Origin of the sequence: Mesorhizobium sp. 131-3-5, assembly GCF_016756575.1 — a bacterium.
GTDB classification, from domain to species: domain Bacteria; phylum Pseudomonadota; class Alphaproteobacteria; order Rhizobiales; family Rhizobiaceae; genus Mesorhizobium; species Mesorhizobium jarvisii.
In genome coordinates this window covers 3,273,033-3,285,810 of the sequence record NZ_AP023254.1, presented here as the reverse complement: position 1 = coordinate 3,285,810, position 12,778 = coordinate 3,273,033, and the positions used below count along the sequence as shown (strand labels likewise).

Annotated in this window: 17 protein-coding genes; 8 read left to right on the top strand and 9 right to left on the bottom strand. The window is 65.4% G+C overall.

What is annotated here, in order from left to right:
* Nucleotides 1–10 precede the first annotated feature (10 nt).
* Nucleotides 11–703 carry a winged helix-turn-helix transcriptional regulator gene (locus JG747_RS16065; RefSeq protein WP_019859358.1) on the top strand — a complete coding sequence of 231 codons (693 nt, stop codon included), beginning with the start codon at nt 11–13 and terminating at the stop codon, nt 701–703.
* A gap of 31 nt (nt 704–734) precedes the next feature.
* Here the strand turns inward: JG747_RS16065 and JG747_RS16060 are convergent, their stop codons facing one another.
* The gene (locus JG747_RS16060; protein WP_019859360.1) at nt 735–956 is read right to left on the bottom strand and encodes an XRE family transcriptional regulator; all 222 of its coding nucleotides are present in this window, start codon (nt 954–956) and stop codon (nt 735–737) included.
* An 85-nt stretch (nt 957–1,041) separates the two neighbouring features.
* Between JG747_RS16060 and ada the strand changes: the two genes are divergently transcribed.
* The 4 genes from ada (at nt 1,042) to JG747_RS16040 (ending at nt 4,021) form a co-directional block, all read left to right on the top strand.
* Complete coding sequence (gene ada / locus JG747_RS16055; protein WP_019859361.1) at nt 1,042–2,169, top strand: bifunctional DNA-binding transcriptional regulator/O6-methylguanine-DNA methyltransferase Ada; 1,128 nt, start codon at nt 1,042–1,044, stop codon at nt 2,167–2,169.
* A 9-nt stretch (nt 2,170–2,178) separates the two neighbouring features.
* On the top strand, nt 2,179–2,397 hold the full coding sequence (locus JG747_RS16050; protein WP_019859362.1) for a hypothetical protein: 219 nt from the start codon (nt 2,179–2,181) through the stop codon (nt 2,395–2,397).
* 329 nt (nt 2,398–2,726) lie between these two features.
* Nucleotides 2,727–3,281 (top strand): methylated-DNA--[protein]-cysteine S-methyltransferase, encoded by a 555-nt coding sequence (locus tag JG747_RS16045; RefSeq protein WP_019859363.1) that lies wholly within the window; start codon nt 2,727–2,729, stop codon nt 3,279–3,281.
* Nucleotides 3,278–4,021: a 2OG-Fe(II) oxygenase gene (locus tag JG747_RS16040; protein ID WP_019859364.1), complete on the top strand. Its 744-nt coding sequence runs from the start codon at nt 3,278–3,280 to the stop codon at nt 4,019–4,021. The genes JG747_RS16045 and JG747_RS16040 overlap by 4 nt, the downstream gene beginning before the upstream one ends.
* Here the strand turns inward: JG747_RS16040 and JG747_RS16035 are convergent.
* The 5 genes from JG747_RS16035 to JG747_RS16020 form a co-directional block, all read right to left on the bottom strand.
* Nucleotides 4,006–4,998 carry a sigma-70 family RNA polymerase sigma factor gene (locus tag JG747_RS16035; protein ID WP_019859365.1) on the bottom strand — a complete coding sequence of 331 codons (993 nt, stop codon included), beginning with the start codon at nt 4,996–4,998 and terminating at the stop codon, nt 4,006–4,008. The two genes, JG747_RS16040 and JG747_RS16035, sit on opposite strands and share 16 nt — an antisense overlap.
* 88 nt (nt 4,999–5,086) lie before the next feature.
* Nucleotides 5,087–6,040 carry an alpha/beta hydrolase gene (locus JG747_RS16030; protein ID WP_019859366.1) on the bottom strand — a complete coding sequence of 318 codons (954 nt, stop codon included), beginning with the start codon at nt 6,038–6,040 and terminating at the stop codon, nt 5,087–5,089.
* 105 nt (nt 6,041–6,145) lie between these two features.
* Nucleotides 6,146–6,628 (bottom strand): hypothetical protein, encoded by a 483-nt coding sequence (locus JG747_RS37825; protein ID WP_019859367.1) that lies wholly within the window; start codon nt 6,626–6,628, stop codon nt 6,146–6,148.
* 27 nt (nt 6,629–6,655) lie between these two features.
* Nucleotides 6,656–7,033 (bottom strand): NmrA family NAD(P)-binding protein, encoded by a 378-nt coding sequence (locus JG747_RS37820; protein WP_020628934.1) that lies wholly within the window; start codon nt 7,031–7,033, stop codon nt 6,656–6,658.
* A gap of 116 nt (nt 7,034–7,149) precedes the next feature.
* The gene (locus tag JG747_RS16020) at nt 7,150–7,737 is read right to left on the bottom strand and encodes a dihydrofolate reductase family protein (RefSeq protein WP_019859370.1); all 588 of its coding nucleotides are present in this window, start codon (nt 7,735–7,737) and stop codon (nt 7,150–7,152) included.
* A 111-nt stretch (nt 7,738–7,848) separates the two neighbouring features.
* On the opposite strand from JG747_RS16020, the gene JG747_RS16015 reads away from it, so the two are divergent.
* Nucleotides 7,849–8,271: a winged helix-turn-helix transcriptional regulator gene (locus JG747_RS16015; RefSeq protein ID WP_064981832.1), complete on the top strand. Its 423-nt coding sequence runs from the start codon at nt 7,849–7,851 to the stop codon at nt 8,269–8,271.
* 65 nt (nt 8,272–8,336) lie between these two features.
* Here the strand turns inward: JG747_RS16015 and JG747_RS16010 are convergent, their stop codons facing one another.
* Complete coding sequence (locus tag JG747_RS16010) at nt 8,337–9,047, bottom strand: DUF899 domain-containing protein (protein ID WP_027047066.1); 711 nt, start codon at nt 9,045–9,047, stop codon at nt 8,337–8,339.
* Between the two features lie 207 nt (nt 9,048–9,254).
* Between JG747_RS16010 and dinB the strand changes: the two genes are divergently transcribed.
* Nucleotides 9,255–10,502, top strand: coding sequence for a DNA polymerase IV (dinB, locus tag JG747_RS16005; RefSeq protein ID WP_019859373.1), 1,248 nt, complete (start codon nt 9,255–9,257; stop codon nt 10,500–10,502).
* A 1-nt stretch (nt 10,503) separates the two neighbouring features.
* On the opposite strand, the gene JG747_RS16000 is transcribed toward dinB, so the two are convergent.
* Nucleotides 10,504–10,836 (bottom strand): excalibur calcium-binding domain-containing protein, encoded by a 333-nt coding sequence (locus tag JG747_RS16000; protein ID WP_019859374.1) that lies wholly within the window; start codon nt 10,834–10,836, stop codon nt 10,504–10,506.
* A gap of 182 nt (nt 10,837–11,018) precedes the next feature.
* On the opposite strand from JG747_RS16000, the gene rsgA reads away from it, so the two are divergent.
* A complete protein-coding gene (gene rsgA, locus JG747_RS15995) occupies nt 11,019–12,059 on the top strand; it encodes a ribosome small subunit-dependent GTPase A (protein WP_019859375.1) in 1,041 nt (346 codons plus the stop codon).
* An 18-nt stretch (nt 12,060–12,077) separates the two neighbouring features.
* Here the strand turns inward: rsgA and JG747_RS15990 are convergent, their stop codons facing one another.
* Entirely contained in the window at nt 12,078–12,608 is a 531-nt protein-coding gene (locus tag JG747_RS15990; protein ID WP_019859376.1) for a sterol desaturase family protein, read from the bottom strand.
* Nucleotides 12,609–12,778 lie beyond the last annotated feature (170 nt).

The window sequence follows — 12,778 nt, the reverse complement described above, 5'->3', positions numbered from 1 at the left end:
AGCACTGATCATGACCCAGCACGGATACAAGCAGTTCTGCCCGCTATCGATGGCCGCCGAGGTGCTGTGCACCCGCTGGACGATGGTGCTGATGCGCGAATTGGTGGCGGGTTCGACCCGCTTCAACGATTTGCGCCGCGGTGTCCCCAAAATGTCGCCGACCCTTCTGTCGCAACGGTTGAAGGAGCTCGAGTTGGCGGGGATCGTCGAGCGCAAGGAGGTGCCGGGCGAGAAAGGCATCTTCGACTACCGGCTGACCGAGGCGGGCCGCGATTTGCGCCCCGTCGTCGAAGCAATGGGGTTCTGGGGGCAGAAATGGGTCGAGTCCCGGCTGTCGCTCAAGAACCTCGATCCGTCGCTGCTGATGTGGGACATGCGGCGCAATCTGAACCCCTCGCCGCTCCCTGAAGGACGCACGGTGATACAATTTCTGTATCAGGATCTGCCGGCGTCCAAACGCTCATGGTGGCTGATCGTCGAAAAGCACGGCGAGGTCGATTTGTGCTGGTACGATCCGGGCTTTGATGTCGACCTTTACGTCGCGACGGACCTGCACACGATGACGGCAATCTGGATGGGGTTGCTGACCGTCGAGAAGGCCGGCGCGAAGGTTTCCCTGACCGGCGACCAGGCTATCGGCAAGAAAATGCAGACCTGGCTCGGGCTCAGCCCGTTCGCGGTGGAGCCCAAGCGGGCAGCGTAGGAGAACCGGTCCATGCCGCGAAAACAAAGGCTTACAGCGAGTCTTTGAATCCGGCTGGACGCGACCCGTCATCGGGATCGGATGCCTCAATCAGGTAGCGCTTGTTCTCATATGTCTCGATCAGGGTCGCGAGAACATCGAAGCGGTCACCATCGAGCGAGCCGACCTCCGGCTCGTTATCGAAATATCTTGTGATTTCGACGATCGCCCAATCGTAATCGGCTTCGGTCTTAAGGGATCGAATGTTTTCCATCGCACCTCCTCCGGGTCGATCTTGTCATATTCTTTGTTGGCAGGAAACGGGTGGCGGGGCCGGCTTCCAGCGGCTCCAATGCGGCATGTTCATCACTCTCGCCAAAGACCTGAAATCCACGCCGCTGCCGGTCACCGACGACCCGCGCTGGGCGCGCATCGTGGCGCGCGACAAATCGGCGGACGGACAATTCTGGTATTCGGTGGCGACGACCGGCGTCTACTGCCGGCCCTCCTGCCCGTCGCGGCGCGCCAACCCTGCCAACGTGCAACTGCACGACACGCTGGCTCAGGCGAAGGCGACCGGCTTTCGCGCCTGCCGGCGCTGCAACCCGGATGGCCCTTCGCTGGAGGCCGGCAATGCCGCGATGGTCGCCGATGCCTGCCGCAGGATCGAACAGAGCGAGGAAGAGCCCTCGCTCGTTGAACTGGCTGATGCCGCCGGCCGCAGCGCCGGCTATTTCCACCGCGTATTCAAGGCAATCACCGGGCTGACGCCGAAGGACTATGCCGCCGCACACCGTGCCGCCCGGGTCCGCCAGGGCCTGGAAGACGGCGCCAGCGTCACAGTGGCGATCTACGATGCCGGCTTCAATTCGAGCGGGCGCTTCTACGAGAAATCCACCGGCATGCTCGGCATGACGCCGACGCGCTATCGTGCGGGCGGCGCCAATGAGGACATACGCTTTGCCGTCGGCGAGACCTCGCTCGGCGCCATACTGGTCGCGTCGAGCCGCAAGGGCGTCGCCTCGATCCTGCTCGGCGACGATCCGGACACGCTGGTGCGCGACCTGCAGGACCGTTTCCCCAAGGCGCGGCTGATCGGCGGCGACCAAGACTACGAGGCGCTGGTCGCCCGCGTCGTCGGCTTCGTCGAGGCCCCACAGCTCGGCCTCGACCTGCCGCTCGACGTGCGCGGCACCGCCTTCCAGCAGCGCGTCTGGCAGGCCTTGCAGGACATACCGGTCGGCAACACGGTTTCCTATGCAGAGATCGCCGAGCGCATCGGCGCTCCCAAGGCAACCCGCGCCATCGCCGCCGCCTGCGCCGCCAACGCCCATGCGGTCGCGATTCCCTGCCACCGCGTGATCCGCAAGGACGGCGCGCTGTCCGGCTACGCCTGGGGCGCCGAGCGCAAGCGCGCGCTGCTCGACCGCGAGGCCCACGGGTCGGCGAAGGCCGCCGACAGGGCCTACCGGTCTTCGCGGGCGTGACGACCGGCGATGCGCACGATGGCAAGGCCTTCCGCCGCCGGTGCGAACATCGAGATCGCCAACGGTGCTGCCATAGACGCGAAGACACAGGTCTTGGCCGCCATCGGCGAACTGGTCGATGATGGTAAGGCAGTATGGAGCCGCACTGCGAGTGGCGAGGTTGAGCTGCGGTTGTTGAGTGGGGAGGTGTTCCTGCTGGGTGAGGTGTCCGTCACGCGCGTTGCCTGACATTCTCGGCGAAATGCGAAATAGTCCAAATCAGCGCTCTACGGCGCCCCCCCCTCTGTCCTGCCGGACATCTACCCCACGAGGGGGGAGATCGGCTGTGATCACGGCTTCGCCAATTTTCAACGTTGCAGCAAGGAGCGTGGCGCCAAAGCTGCCAATCTCCCCACCCGTGGGGGAGATGTCCGGCAGGACAGAGGGGGGGCGCCGTAGGGTGCTTACCTCTGCACCATTCTGGCTAAAACCCGAGATTTGAATTTGAAAGCAAGCATCGGAGTGAGGGACGCAAGGCACACAGCTAGGGTTCAGCCACAGACACAGGAGTGAAGACAATGAACCCGATGCAAACCCACATGCCCGCGACAACCAGCAACGCTGCCACCCTCGACGCCATCGCCTACGCCGTCGGCCAATCCGCGATCGGCAAGATCCTCGCGGCGCGCAGCGCGATCGGCGTCTGCGCCATCCTGATCGGCTCGGACGCCGACGCGCTGGAGCAGGACCTCGCCGACCGCTTTCCCGGCAAGGTGCTGGTCGAAGACAAGGGTGCCCTCCACGATGATCTCGCCGCGATTGCCCGCTTCATCGAAACGCCGGGCGCCGGCCTCGACCTGCCGTTCGACATAGGCCACGGCACGCCATTCCAGCAAAGGGTGTGGGAGGTGCTGCGCGCCATCCCTTGCGGCGCCACCATCACCTACACCGCGCTTGCCCGGCGCCTTGGCCAGCCGTACGGCGCGCGCGCCGTGGCGACCGCCTGCGCCGCCAACGCCATCGCGCTCGGCATTCCCTGCCACCGCGTGGTCCGCGCCGACGGCACGCTGTCGGGCTACCGCTGGGGCATCGAACGCAAGCGCGCTCTGCTCGACAAGGAGGCCGCGATATGAACGCCCATGCCAAGGTTGCCACAGCGGCGGTGGAAGCCGCCGAAACACGCGTCGCCATTTACGACTGGCCAGCGCTGGCCGCCGAGCTCGACGGCTTCGGCTGCGCGGTGATGCAAAAACTGCTCTCGCCTGAGGAGTGCCGGCAGATCGCCGGCCTCTACATCAAGGAAGAGCATTTCCGCAGCCACATCCACATGGCCAGGCACGGTTTCGGCAAGGGCGAATACCGCTACTTCCGCTATCCCTTGCCCGACCTCGTCGGCGGCCTGCGCAGCGCGCTCTATCCCAGGCTGGCCGAGGTCGCCAACCGCTGGAACGAGCGCATGGCGATCCCCCTGCGCTACCCCGCCACGCATGCCGAATTTCTCGACCAGTGCCACGCCGCGGGCCAGGTCAGGCCGACGCCGCTTTTGCTGCAATATGTCCCCGGCGACTTCAACTGCCTGCACCAGGATCTCTATGGCGACCTCGCCTTTCCCCTGCAGGTGGCGATCCTGCTCTCCGAGCCGGGCAAGGATTTCACCGGCGGCGAATTCGTGCTGACCGAACAGCGGCCGCGCATGCAGAGCCGGGTCGAGGTGGTGCCCTTGCGCCAGGGTGACGCCGTGGCCTTCGCCGTCCACAACCGGCCGGTGCAGGGAACGAAGGGCAACTACCGCGTCAACCTGCGCCACGGCGTCAGCCGCCTGCGCTCAGGCATGCGCCACACGGTCGGCATCATTTTTCACGATGCGAAGTGAGCGTTTCTTACCTTCCCCCCTTGTGGAGAAGGGAAAGCGCCGCCTCGTTCCGCGTCGCCGAAGACCATCTCCAGGATCCACGGACAGGCATAATAGTCGGCAATGCGGTCGATGACGCCGCCGTCGGCGTGGACGCGCACGAAATAGGCTGGCCGCCAGACCTCGCCATGCAGCCTGTCGACGACCAGCACGGCCTCCCCTTCGATCGTGTCTGGCCGCATGCGCCAGGGCTCGCCGCGCTCATACTCGACGAAATAGGGCGAGTCGGAGAGCAGGCCGTTGTAGCAGTCCGAAACCCGCAACTGGGCGTCGGCGCTGGTCAGCGCCCGCACCCCGTCCCAGTCCCTGGCATTGAAGAGCTCGACATAGCGGCCAAGCAGCCGCTCCAGTTCGGGATCGTGCGCCGGCGCCGCGACCGGTTGCGCCGGCAAGGCGGCGAGCTTGGCCCGGCCGCGATTGAGTGCCGACTTGACGCCCCCCGATGTCGAACCGACCAAGCCGGCAATCTCCTCCAGCGAATGGTCGAAGACATCCTTGAGCAGCACGCAGGCGCGCTCCTTCGGCGGCAGGTGCACCACCAGCCTTTCGATGGCGCGGCCGGCGCCCGCACCGGCGGGTTCGACCGGCAGCACGATCTCATCGCTGGCATAGCCAGCTTCGGCCTTGAGCCGCGTGCGGCGGGTGCGGATGAAGTCGATGCACTTGTTATGTGCGATGCGGAACAGCCACGGCCGCAGCGCCTGTGTGTCGTCGAGCAGCCCGATCTTGCGATAGGCCTCGAACAGCGCCTCCTGCATGATGTCCTCGCCATCGAGGGCCGAGCCGGTCATGCGCGCGCAATAGCGGTGCAGACGGACGCGCAAATGCGAGACCGTCTCCAGGAACGCCCTGTAGCGCAGGTCGAACAGGCCTTCGGGGTCGAGGCGCGGCTCGATGCCTTGCCTCGTCTCAGGGGAATTGCGGATCTGCTGGTTCATCGCGGCACGTCGCTCAGCGTCACCGCAGCATTGCGCAAGCGCTGCGCATCCACAAGCCCGAAGTGCGACCCGATCGGCCCTCTCATGCCTACGCCGCCTTGCCGCCGGCGACCTTGCCGCTGACGGCATTGTCACCGGCATCCGGCAGCCCGAGCCTCGGCCGCACCCAGGCGGCGAGGCGGCCGATCGCGTCGTCGGCCTCCGGCGCCCGGCCGGCCATCATCTGGAAGGAGTGCAGCATGTCGTCGAAGACGTCGAGGCGCGTCTCGACGCCAGCCTGCCGCGCGCGCTCGGCGAACATGCGGCTTTCGTCGACCAGCGTCTCGTCGGCGCCGGCCTGCAGGAAGACCGGCGGAAAGCCACTCAAATCGGCATAGAGCGGGCTGACCTCCGGATCGAGCCGATCGTAGTCGCCGATGAAGTTGGTCACCAGCCAGTCGACGCCTCCCTTGGCGAAGAAGGGATCCTTTTCACGGTTGGTTTCGTAACTGGTGGCGGTCAGCGCCATGTCGAACCAGCCGGAGATGATCAGCGTGGCGGCCGGCAGCGGCCGCTCCCGCGCGCGCAGCCGCTGCAGGACGCCATAGGTCAGCACCGCGCCGCAGGAATCCGCGGCAAGCGCGATCCGCCTGGTGTCGAAGTCCTGGTCGATGAGCCAGTCCCAGGCTGTCATCGCCGCCTCGAGCTGGGCCGGATACTTGGCCTGGTCGGCCAGCGGATAGCCATAGAGCAAGGCCCGGCAGCCGACGGCCTTGGCCAGATGGCCGACCAGCTTGCGATGGGTGTAGATCGAGCCGCCGACGAAGCCGCCGCCATGCGCATAAAACAGCACCCGCCGCTCGTCCGCGCCCTTCGGCACGACCCATAGCGCAGGCACGCCGCCGGCATCCACCTCGACATAGTCGACGCCGCCGGGTTCGCCGGTCAGCGCCGTCCAACTGGCATCGTTGAACTCGACGAACGCCTGCGGGCTCATTTTGCCGGCATTGGCGCCGATCGCCGCGTAGTGGTTCCTGTTTGCTTCGCTCTCGATGCTCGCCATGATGCTCTCCTGGGTTACGGATCGCGGACCGCGCGACCTTTCGAGCAGCAGAGACGGATGGGCCGACAAAAAGGATACGTCGCCGCGGACGATTTTCCGCCCCGGCTAGCCCTCACCCCGAAACATCGCGGCGTGGCGTTGGGCGAATTCGACGAACGGCGTCGGCCGCACACCGAACATGTCGTGCGTCACCAGATGCACCCGCGATTTCGGCCGTCGCAGCCGCTCGGCCAGTTGTTCGTCCAGCGCATCGGCAAAGCCGGCCGGGACGCCGCTGGCCAGCAGGTTGCGCCGCCGCTCTGCGGGGCTGACATCGATATAGCGAACCGGCTTGCCGATCGCCTGCGATATCAGTGCGGCGATATCGCTCATCGTCAGCGCCTGCGGCCCGGTCATATCGAGACTCTCGCCTTCATGGCCGCCATCGCGCAGCAGCCGGAAGGCCACCTTGGCGATATCCTCGACATCGACCGGCGACAGTTCGGTCTCGCCGAGCGCGAGATAGAAGGCGCCCTCGGCGGCAATGGTCGGTGCATCGCGCAGGTACACCTGCATGAACTGGCTGGGGCGCAGATGCGTCCATGCCATGCCGGCCCCCTCCAGATAGCGTTCGACCTACTCATGCATGCGGGTGAAGCGGAACCTCTTCGCATCGTAGCCGATGTTGGATTCGGCGCCGGAGAACTTCACCACATGCGCGACGCCGGCCCGGCCGCAGGCATCGATGAAACGGCACTGCGTTTCCGTCATGTCGTCGGCGGCGGTCGAAATCATCAGCACGCGGTCGATGCCGTCGAGTGCCGCGCCAAGTGTGTCCGCCAGGCGCATGTCGCCCTCGACCAGTTCGACGCCGACAAGGCCGCCGAGCCCCGCCACTGACGCCCGGTCCGCATCGCGCACCAGCGCCCTCACCTCATGCCCCTGCCGCGCGAACTCGTGCACGATCGCCTTGCCGTTCAGCCCCGTGGCACCCGTCACCAGGATCATCGTCATCTCTCCGTCTGCAGTGAGGCGGCCGCCCCACCGGCGACCGCGCCTTGAAGACGAAGAGACGAGGGCAAAGGATTCTGCCCACACAGTTTTTTGACGGGAACCTTCGCCGTGCCCCCTCACCGCGCCGGGGCGTAGCGGTTGACCACCATGCCGCAGGCATAGGCTTTCGAGCCGAGCAGCCGGAGGTTACGAAAACCGCCCTGGTCGAAGATGCGGCGGCCGGCACCCAGCACGGCCGGATTGATGAACAGCTGGAACTCGTCGACCAGTCCGGCCGCGATCAGCGACGAGGCAAAGCCGGCGCCGCCGAAGACGATGATGTCGCCGCCCTCGCCTCCCTTCAGCGCCTCGACTTGGCGCGGCAGGTCGCCGCTCACCACCGCCGTGTGCTCCCAGCGCGAAGTTTTCAACCTGTCGCTCGGCACCACCTTCCGGACCTCCACGACGCGCCGGGCGAAGGCGTAGAACGGATCGCGTGGAAACTTCTTCGCCGCATTGCCCCAATGGCCGAGATAGCCCTCCTCGGCCATCTTGCGGCTGAGCAGGATGGTGTCGATGCCGGCGAAGACTGTGTTGAAATCCTGCTTCAGCTCCTCGTCCCAGCCGATGTCGTCGCCCCATTCCCAGAGCTGCCAGCGATGGTCGTCATTGGCGCCGACAAAACCGTCGACCGACATCTGCATCTGCAAGATAAGCTTCTTCATCGTCGTCTCCTCGTCTGTCCGGCTCAAAGAAAATTGCTTTACTTTTGGAACCGTTGACGCAAGGCAAAAATGGTGTCAAGAGTAAAGTGATTTAAAAATGGAACCATAGACATGTCGACGCGCGAAAGGTCCGGCTGCCCGATCAGCCTGTCGCTGGAACTGCTCGGCGACCGTTGGACGCTGCTCATCATCCGCGATCTGGTCTTCGCCGGGAAAACGCATTTTCGCGAATTCCTGCAATCGGATGAAGGCATCTCCTCGCGCACGCTGGCCGAGCGGCTGCAGACCCTGCAGGACGAAGGCATCCTCACCCGCAGCGACGATCCGAGCCACGGGCTGAAGGCGATCTACCGGCTGACGGAAGCCGGCATCGACCTGTTGCCGGTGCTGGCCACGCTCGGCGCCTGGGGCAGCAAGCACCGCAAGGCCGACGATCAGCTCGCCCGCACCGCCGACGAACTGGCGGCCGGCGGCGAGCCGGCGCTGGAACGGATGAAGGCGGCGCTGCGGGCCGAACATCTGGCGAACACATGATCGCCGAAACTCTTGAAGGATGCCGCGAGGCCGAGGCGCCCCAACCGCGCGGCGATGACGGATCGTCAGCCATCATACTCGTCGTGAAGGCGAACCCAATCGCCCAGCGTATGCGATGGCCCGTTTTCATTGCGGCCGATGGGAGTGAGGTCGAGATAGCTATAGGTCCCGATCAGGTTCTCGCCGCCCCGGCTCCGCACCTGGAAAGTGCAGTAGATCGTGCCATCGTCATCCCTGTAGAAAACGGTCGCGCCGCCGCGATCCCTGCCTTTCATCGCGACCTCTTCGAAATTGAACAGCACCTTGCCCGACTTGATCTGGTCCTCGGTGAACGACACCTGGAAGTCGAAATTGAAATCGCTGCCGAATGACGAAACCCAATCGAACTGCCAATTCATCCGCGCCTTGAAATCCATGAGCTCGGCCAGGGGAGCGCGCGCGCAGACGACCAGGGAGACGTCGTGATGCCTGAGATGCTGGTTGGCGGCGTCGATGTGGTCGCAAAGGAATGAACAGCCGGTGCAGCGATAGTCCGCATTGGGCGGAAACATGAAGTGATAAATGATCAACTGGCTGCGACCCCCGAAGAGATCGGCCAGCGATTTCCTGCCCTGGGTCGTATCGAACTCGTAGAGCTTGTCGATGCGCAGCCACGGCAGCGCGCGCCGCTCCGCCGCGAGTTGTTGACGCTGTCGGGTCAACGCCTTCTCCTTTGCGAGATGCGATTTGTGCGCCTCAAACCAGTCCGAGTAAGGCGCGATGATGTGGTCGGTCATGTCGTGCTCCTTCCGCATTCAGGCATGCTGACAGCCTCGTTGCCCGTCTTGAAGACGTTGTTGAAAACCGCGATCCGACATGGGCCGCGCAATTTTCGCGGGAAGAGAGCAGGCGATACAGCCGGACGCGGACATGCCGCTTGACAGATGTACATGTTATGTTCTCTATTCGTTCCGATCCATCAGCAACCGCGGATATGCAGCCGGATGGAAACGACAGCCACCATCCTGCATGCCGATCTCGATGCCTTCTATGCCTCGGTCGAGCAGCTGCTCGACCCGTCGCTACGCGGCAAGCCGATCGCGGTCGGCGGCGGCGTGGTGCTCGCCGCCTCCTATGAAGCGCGCGCCTTCGGCGTGCGCGGCGGCATGCCGGGGCGCAAGGCGCGCGAGCTTTGCCCGCAACTGATCTTCGTTGGCGGCAATTTCAGCCACTACCAGCGGCTGGGCGACGCGGCGATCAAGGTGCTCGACGATTTCACGCCGGTGGTCGAGCGCATTTCCATCGACGAGGCCTTCGCCGATGTCGCCGGCTGCACGCATCTGTTCGGGCAGCCGCAAGAGATCGCCACGGCGATCCGCCGCCGCGTGCGGGCCGAACTCGGCCTGCCGATCTCGATCGGCGTCGCCCGCACCAAGCATCTGGCCAAGATCGCCTCGCAGGTCGCCAAGCCCGACGGGCTGGTGGTGGTCGACCCCGGCAACGAACTGGCCTTCCTGCACGATTTGCCGGTCTCGTTGATGTGGGGCGTCGGTCCGGCGACCAAGGCGCGGCTGGCCGAAATCGGCATCGAGACCATCGGCGAGCTGGCCAGGACGCATAGCGGCGCGCTGACGCGGCTGCTCGGTCCCGCCGCCGGCGAAAAGCTCGCCGCTCTCGCATGGAACCGCGATCCGCGGAAACTGGAGACCGGGCGCCGGGCACACTCGGCCGGCGCGCAATCGGCGCTTGGGCAAAAGCCTGCCGTGGCGCAGGTGATCGTGCCGACGCTGCTGCATCTGGCCGACCGCGTCGCCAGCCGGCTGCGCGCCAAGGCGCGGCCGGGCCGCACGGTGACGGTGCGCGTGCGCTTTGCCGATCTCAGCGCCGTCACGCGTTCGATCACGCTGGATCAGCCTATCTCGGCGACCACCATGCTGGCCGAGATCGCCGGCGACCTTGTGCGCGGCGTGCTCGCCGACCATTCACACGAAAAGACCATCTCGCTGCTGGCGATCTCGGTCTCGCATCTGGAGGAAAGCGCGGAACTGCAGCTCGACCTGCCGCTTGGCCTCGCCGACGAGAAGCGCCGGCCCGGCAGCAAAAAAGGCCTCGCCCGCTTCGGCGCCGACCGCGCCATCGACAAGATCCGCGAACGCTTCGGCAAGCAGGCCGTCGGCTACGGCACGGTGGCGCTGGAAGCGGCGCGCTCCGTGCCTGACGAATTCAGGGAACTGGCGGAAAAGGAACTGTGAGCTATCCGCCGGTCCGCCAATAGCGATGCACGCCGACGCCGCTGCCGCTTCCCCCATGCCAAGGCTCACAGGCGATCCCGTCCTTGTCGGAATCATGCGTCGGCCAATAGCCCGGCTGTCCCCTGCGCGCGGGGGCAAGCCCGACGGCGCGGGCGGCCGCACAGTTGGGGAGCGCGGCAAAGTGCCTTAAGGCGGCGAGCGGCGAGTCAATCTGGATGCCGACAAAGCCATAGGCGATGTAGCCGGACAAGAGGATGAACGGCGCGAAAAGAGCCAGATATTTCAGCCTGCCGTGGCGACGAGTTGCAGGCCAATGCAAGAATGGCAGAAGCATTCCCGGCGCGCCCCTGCTTCAGACCCCGACACAAATCTATCTTCACCGGGCTGTTGCGACAACCGGCAACGCTTGCCAAACCCCGCCGTGCCGCCCATACAGCGGGACGGGCGGATCGCCCATCCCGAGAGGTCCGCGCCTCTCCCATCCTGCCGGGAACACTGTCCGATGTCAGCGACGCCGTGCCCTTGGTCGAAGCCGTGACGGCCTCTTCCCCCTCCCTTGCCGGCCTTGGATGGTCGGAATTTTTCGGCGACCAGCTTGAACCGGGCGATGCAGACCTCATTCCGACCCGCATTGCCATGGTCCATCGAGACCGGCTGAGCGGCCTGTCGCAGACGGGACAAACCGACCTGTCCCTGGCGCCGCAGGCCACCACCGGCGACTACGCCGTCGGCGACTGGGTGCTGGTCGAGCCGCACAGTCACCTTCTGCGGCGTCGCCTGACCCGCAAGACGGTTCTGGAGCGCCGCGTCCAGGGCGGCAGGGGGCCACAGCTGGCAGCGGCCAATGTCGACACGCTGTTCATCGTCACGTCCTGCAATGCCGACTTCAACATCGCCCGGCTCGAACGCTATCTGGCGCTGGCCAACGAGGCCGGAACGACACCCGTGATCCTGTTGACCAAGGCCGATACGGCCGAGGACGCCGAGGCGTACCAAAGCCAGGCCGCCGCGCTGCAGCGCGGATTGGCCGTGGTGACGCTGAACCCGCGCATCGCGGACGCCGCGGGCGCACTCGCGGCCTGGTGCGGCGCGGGGCAGACGGTGGCGCTGATCGGTTCCTCCGGCGTCGGCAAATCGACACTGGTCAACACGTTGGCCGGATCCGCGCAGCAATCACCGCAGCAGACCGGCGCCATTCGCGAACACGACGCCAAGGGACGCCACACCACCACGGCGCGGTCGCTGCATGCCATTGCCGGTGGCGGCTGGGTGATCGACACGCCGGGCATGCGCACGCTGCAGGTCAGCGACGTCGCCTACGGCATCGACACGCTGTTCGCCGAAATCACCGAGTTGGCGCCGCTGTGCAAGTTCCGCGACTGCACGCATATGCACGAGCCGGGCTGCGCGGTGCAGGCAGCGTCGAAGGCCGGCACGCTCGATCCGGAGCGCCTGGCCCGCTGGCGCAAACTGTCCGACGAAAACCAGAACAACACGCCGGTTCAGACGGGACCTCGCGGCGCCAAGTCACCCGCCGGCCGCGGCAAGCGACGTTGAACGGCTGCCCTACTGCCCTCAAAGCCGGGCCGTGCCGAAAACCCGATCCCAGAAAAGCGACGTCACGCCGAAATTGGCGTTGTCGTCGATATGGTGATGCACCGCGTGGCGGCGCTTGAGCGTGTAGAGATAGCTGGGATGGGCGGGATGCCAGTGGTGGATCATGTGGTGGACGCTGATGTACCAGAGATAGCCCAGCATCAGCCCGCAGCCGACCGCGCTGGCGGTCGCGAAATCCGAGAGCAACCAGATGGGCAGCGCGATCAACGCATGCACGCCCAGGCTGAGCCAGGTCGGCGTGCCCACCGGACTGCGCTCTTCGACGTGATGACGGTCGTGCAGATCCCTGATGTAGGGAACATGATGCAGGACGAAGCGGTGCAGGACGTATTCGATCAACGTCCAAAGGCCGAGACAGATCACCACCGTGCCGATCCAGTCCGGCGCACTCTCCTCCCCGGCCTCGATCAGCCCGGCCACGCCCAGAAGGGCGATCACCAGCGGATAGACCACGAAATCGCTGTAGTAGCCGATCAGACCGAGTTGCATTCCGGACGCCCCAACTGATTTCGACGCCGCCCCAGAATCGATGCTATCAGATTGCCGAACTCGCGGATGAGGTGCAATGCAGATGCATCTGACATAGCGTCGCAATTTCCCGGTGCAAGTTCAGCACGCATGATCGACTCAAGAATCGGCGGGCCTCGCACCGGCGCCGC

What these genes read in the sequence shown, in the direction of transcription:
- JG747_RS16035 (WP_019859365.1), bottom strand. Translation starts at nt 4,998, where the DNA reads ATGAACCAGCAGATCCGCAATTCCCCTGAGACGAGGCAAGGCATCGAG.
- JG747_RS16060 (WP_019859360.1), bottom strand. Translation starts at nt 956, where the DNA reads ATGGAAAACATTCGATCCCTTAAGACCGAAGCCGATTACGATTGGGCG.
- JG747_RS16050 (WP_019859362.1), top strand. Translation starts at nt 2,179, where the DNA reads ATGCGCACGATGGCAAGGCCTTCCGCCGCCGGTGCGAACATCGAGATC.
- JG747_RS16020 (WP_019859370.1), bottom strand. Translation starts at nt 7,737, where the DNA reads ATGAAGAAGCTTATCTTGCAGATGCAGATGTCGGTCGACGGTTTTGTC.
- JG747_RS16015 (WP_064981832.1), top strand. Translation starts at nt 7,849, where the DNA reads ATGTCGACGCGCGAAAGGTCCGGCTGCCCGATCAGCCTGTCGCTGGAA.
- JG747_RS16040 (WP_019859364.1), top strand. Translation starts at nt 3,278, where the DNA reads ATGAACGCCCATGCCAAGGTTGCCACAGCGGCGGTGGAAGCCGCCGAA.
- JG747_RS16030 (WP_019859366.1), bottom strand. Translation starts at nt 6,040, where the DNA reads ATGGCGAGCATCGAGAGCGAAGCAAACAGGAACCACTACGCGGCGATC.
- JG747_RS15990 (WP_019859376.1), bottom strand. Translation starts at nt 12,608, where the DNA reads ATGCAACTCGGTCTGATCGGCTACTACAGCGATTTCGTGGTCTATCCG.
- dinB (WP_019859373.1), top strand. Translation starts at nt 9,255, where the DNA reads ATGGAAACGACAGCCACCATCCTGCATGCCGATCTCGATGCCTTCTAT.
- JG747_RS16065 (WP_019859358.1), top strand. Translation starts at nt 11, where the DNA reads ATGACCCAGCACGGATACAAGCAGTTCTGCCCGCTATCGATGGCCGCC.
- JG747_RS16010 (WP_027047066.1), bottom strand. Translation starts at nt 9,047, where the DNA reads ATGACCGACCACATCATCGCGCCTTACTCGGACTGGTTTGAGGCGCAC.
- JG747_RS37820 (WP_020628934.1), bottom strand. Translation starts at nt 7,033, where the DNA reads ATGACGATGATCCTGGTGACGGGTGCCACGGGGCTGAACGGCAAGGCG.
- JG747_RS16000 (WP_019859374.1), bottom strand. Translation starts at nt 10,836, where the DNA reads ATGCTTCTGCCATTCTTGCATTGGCCTGCAACTCGTCGCCACGGCAGG.
- JG747_RS16045 (WP_019859363.1), top strand. Translation starts at nt 2,727, where the DNA reads ATGAACCCGATGCAAACCCACATGCCCGCGACAACCAGCAACGCTGCC.
- JG747_RS37825 (WP_019859367.1), bottom strand. Translation starts at nt 6,628, where the DNA reads ATGGCATGGACGCATCTGCGCCCCAGCCAGTTCATGCAGGTGTACCTG.
- ada (WP_019859361.1), top strand. Translation starts at nt 1,042, where the DNA reads ATGTTCATCACTCTCGCCAAAGACCTGAAATCCACGCCGCTGCCGGTC.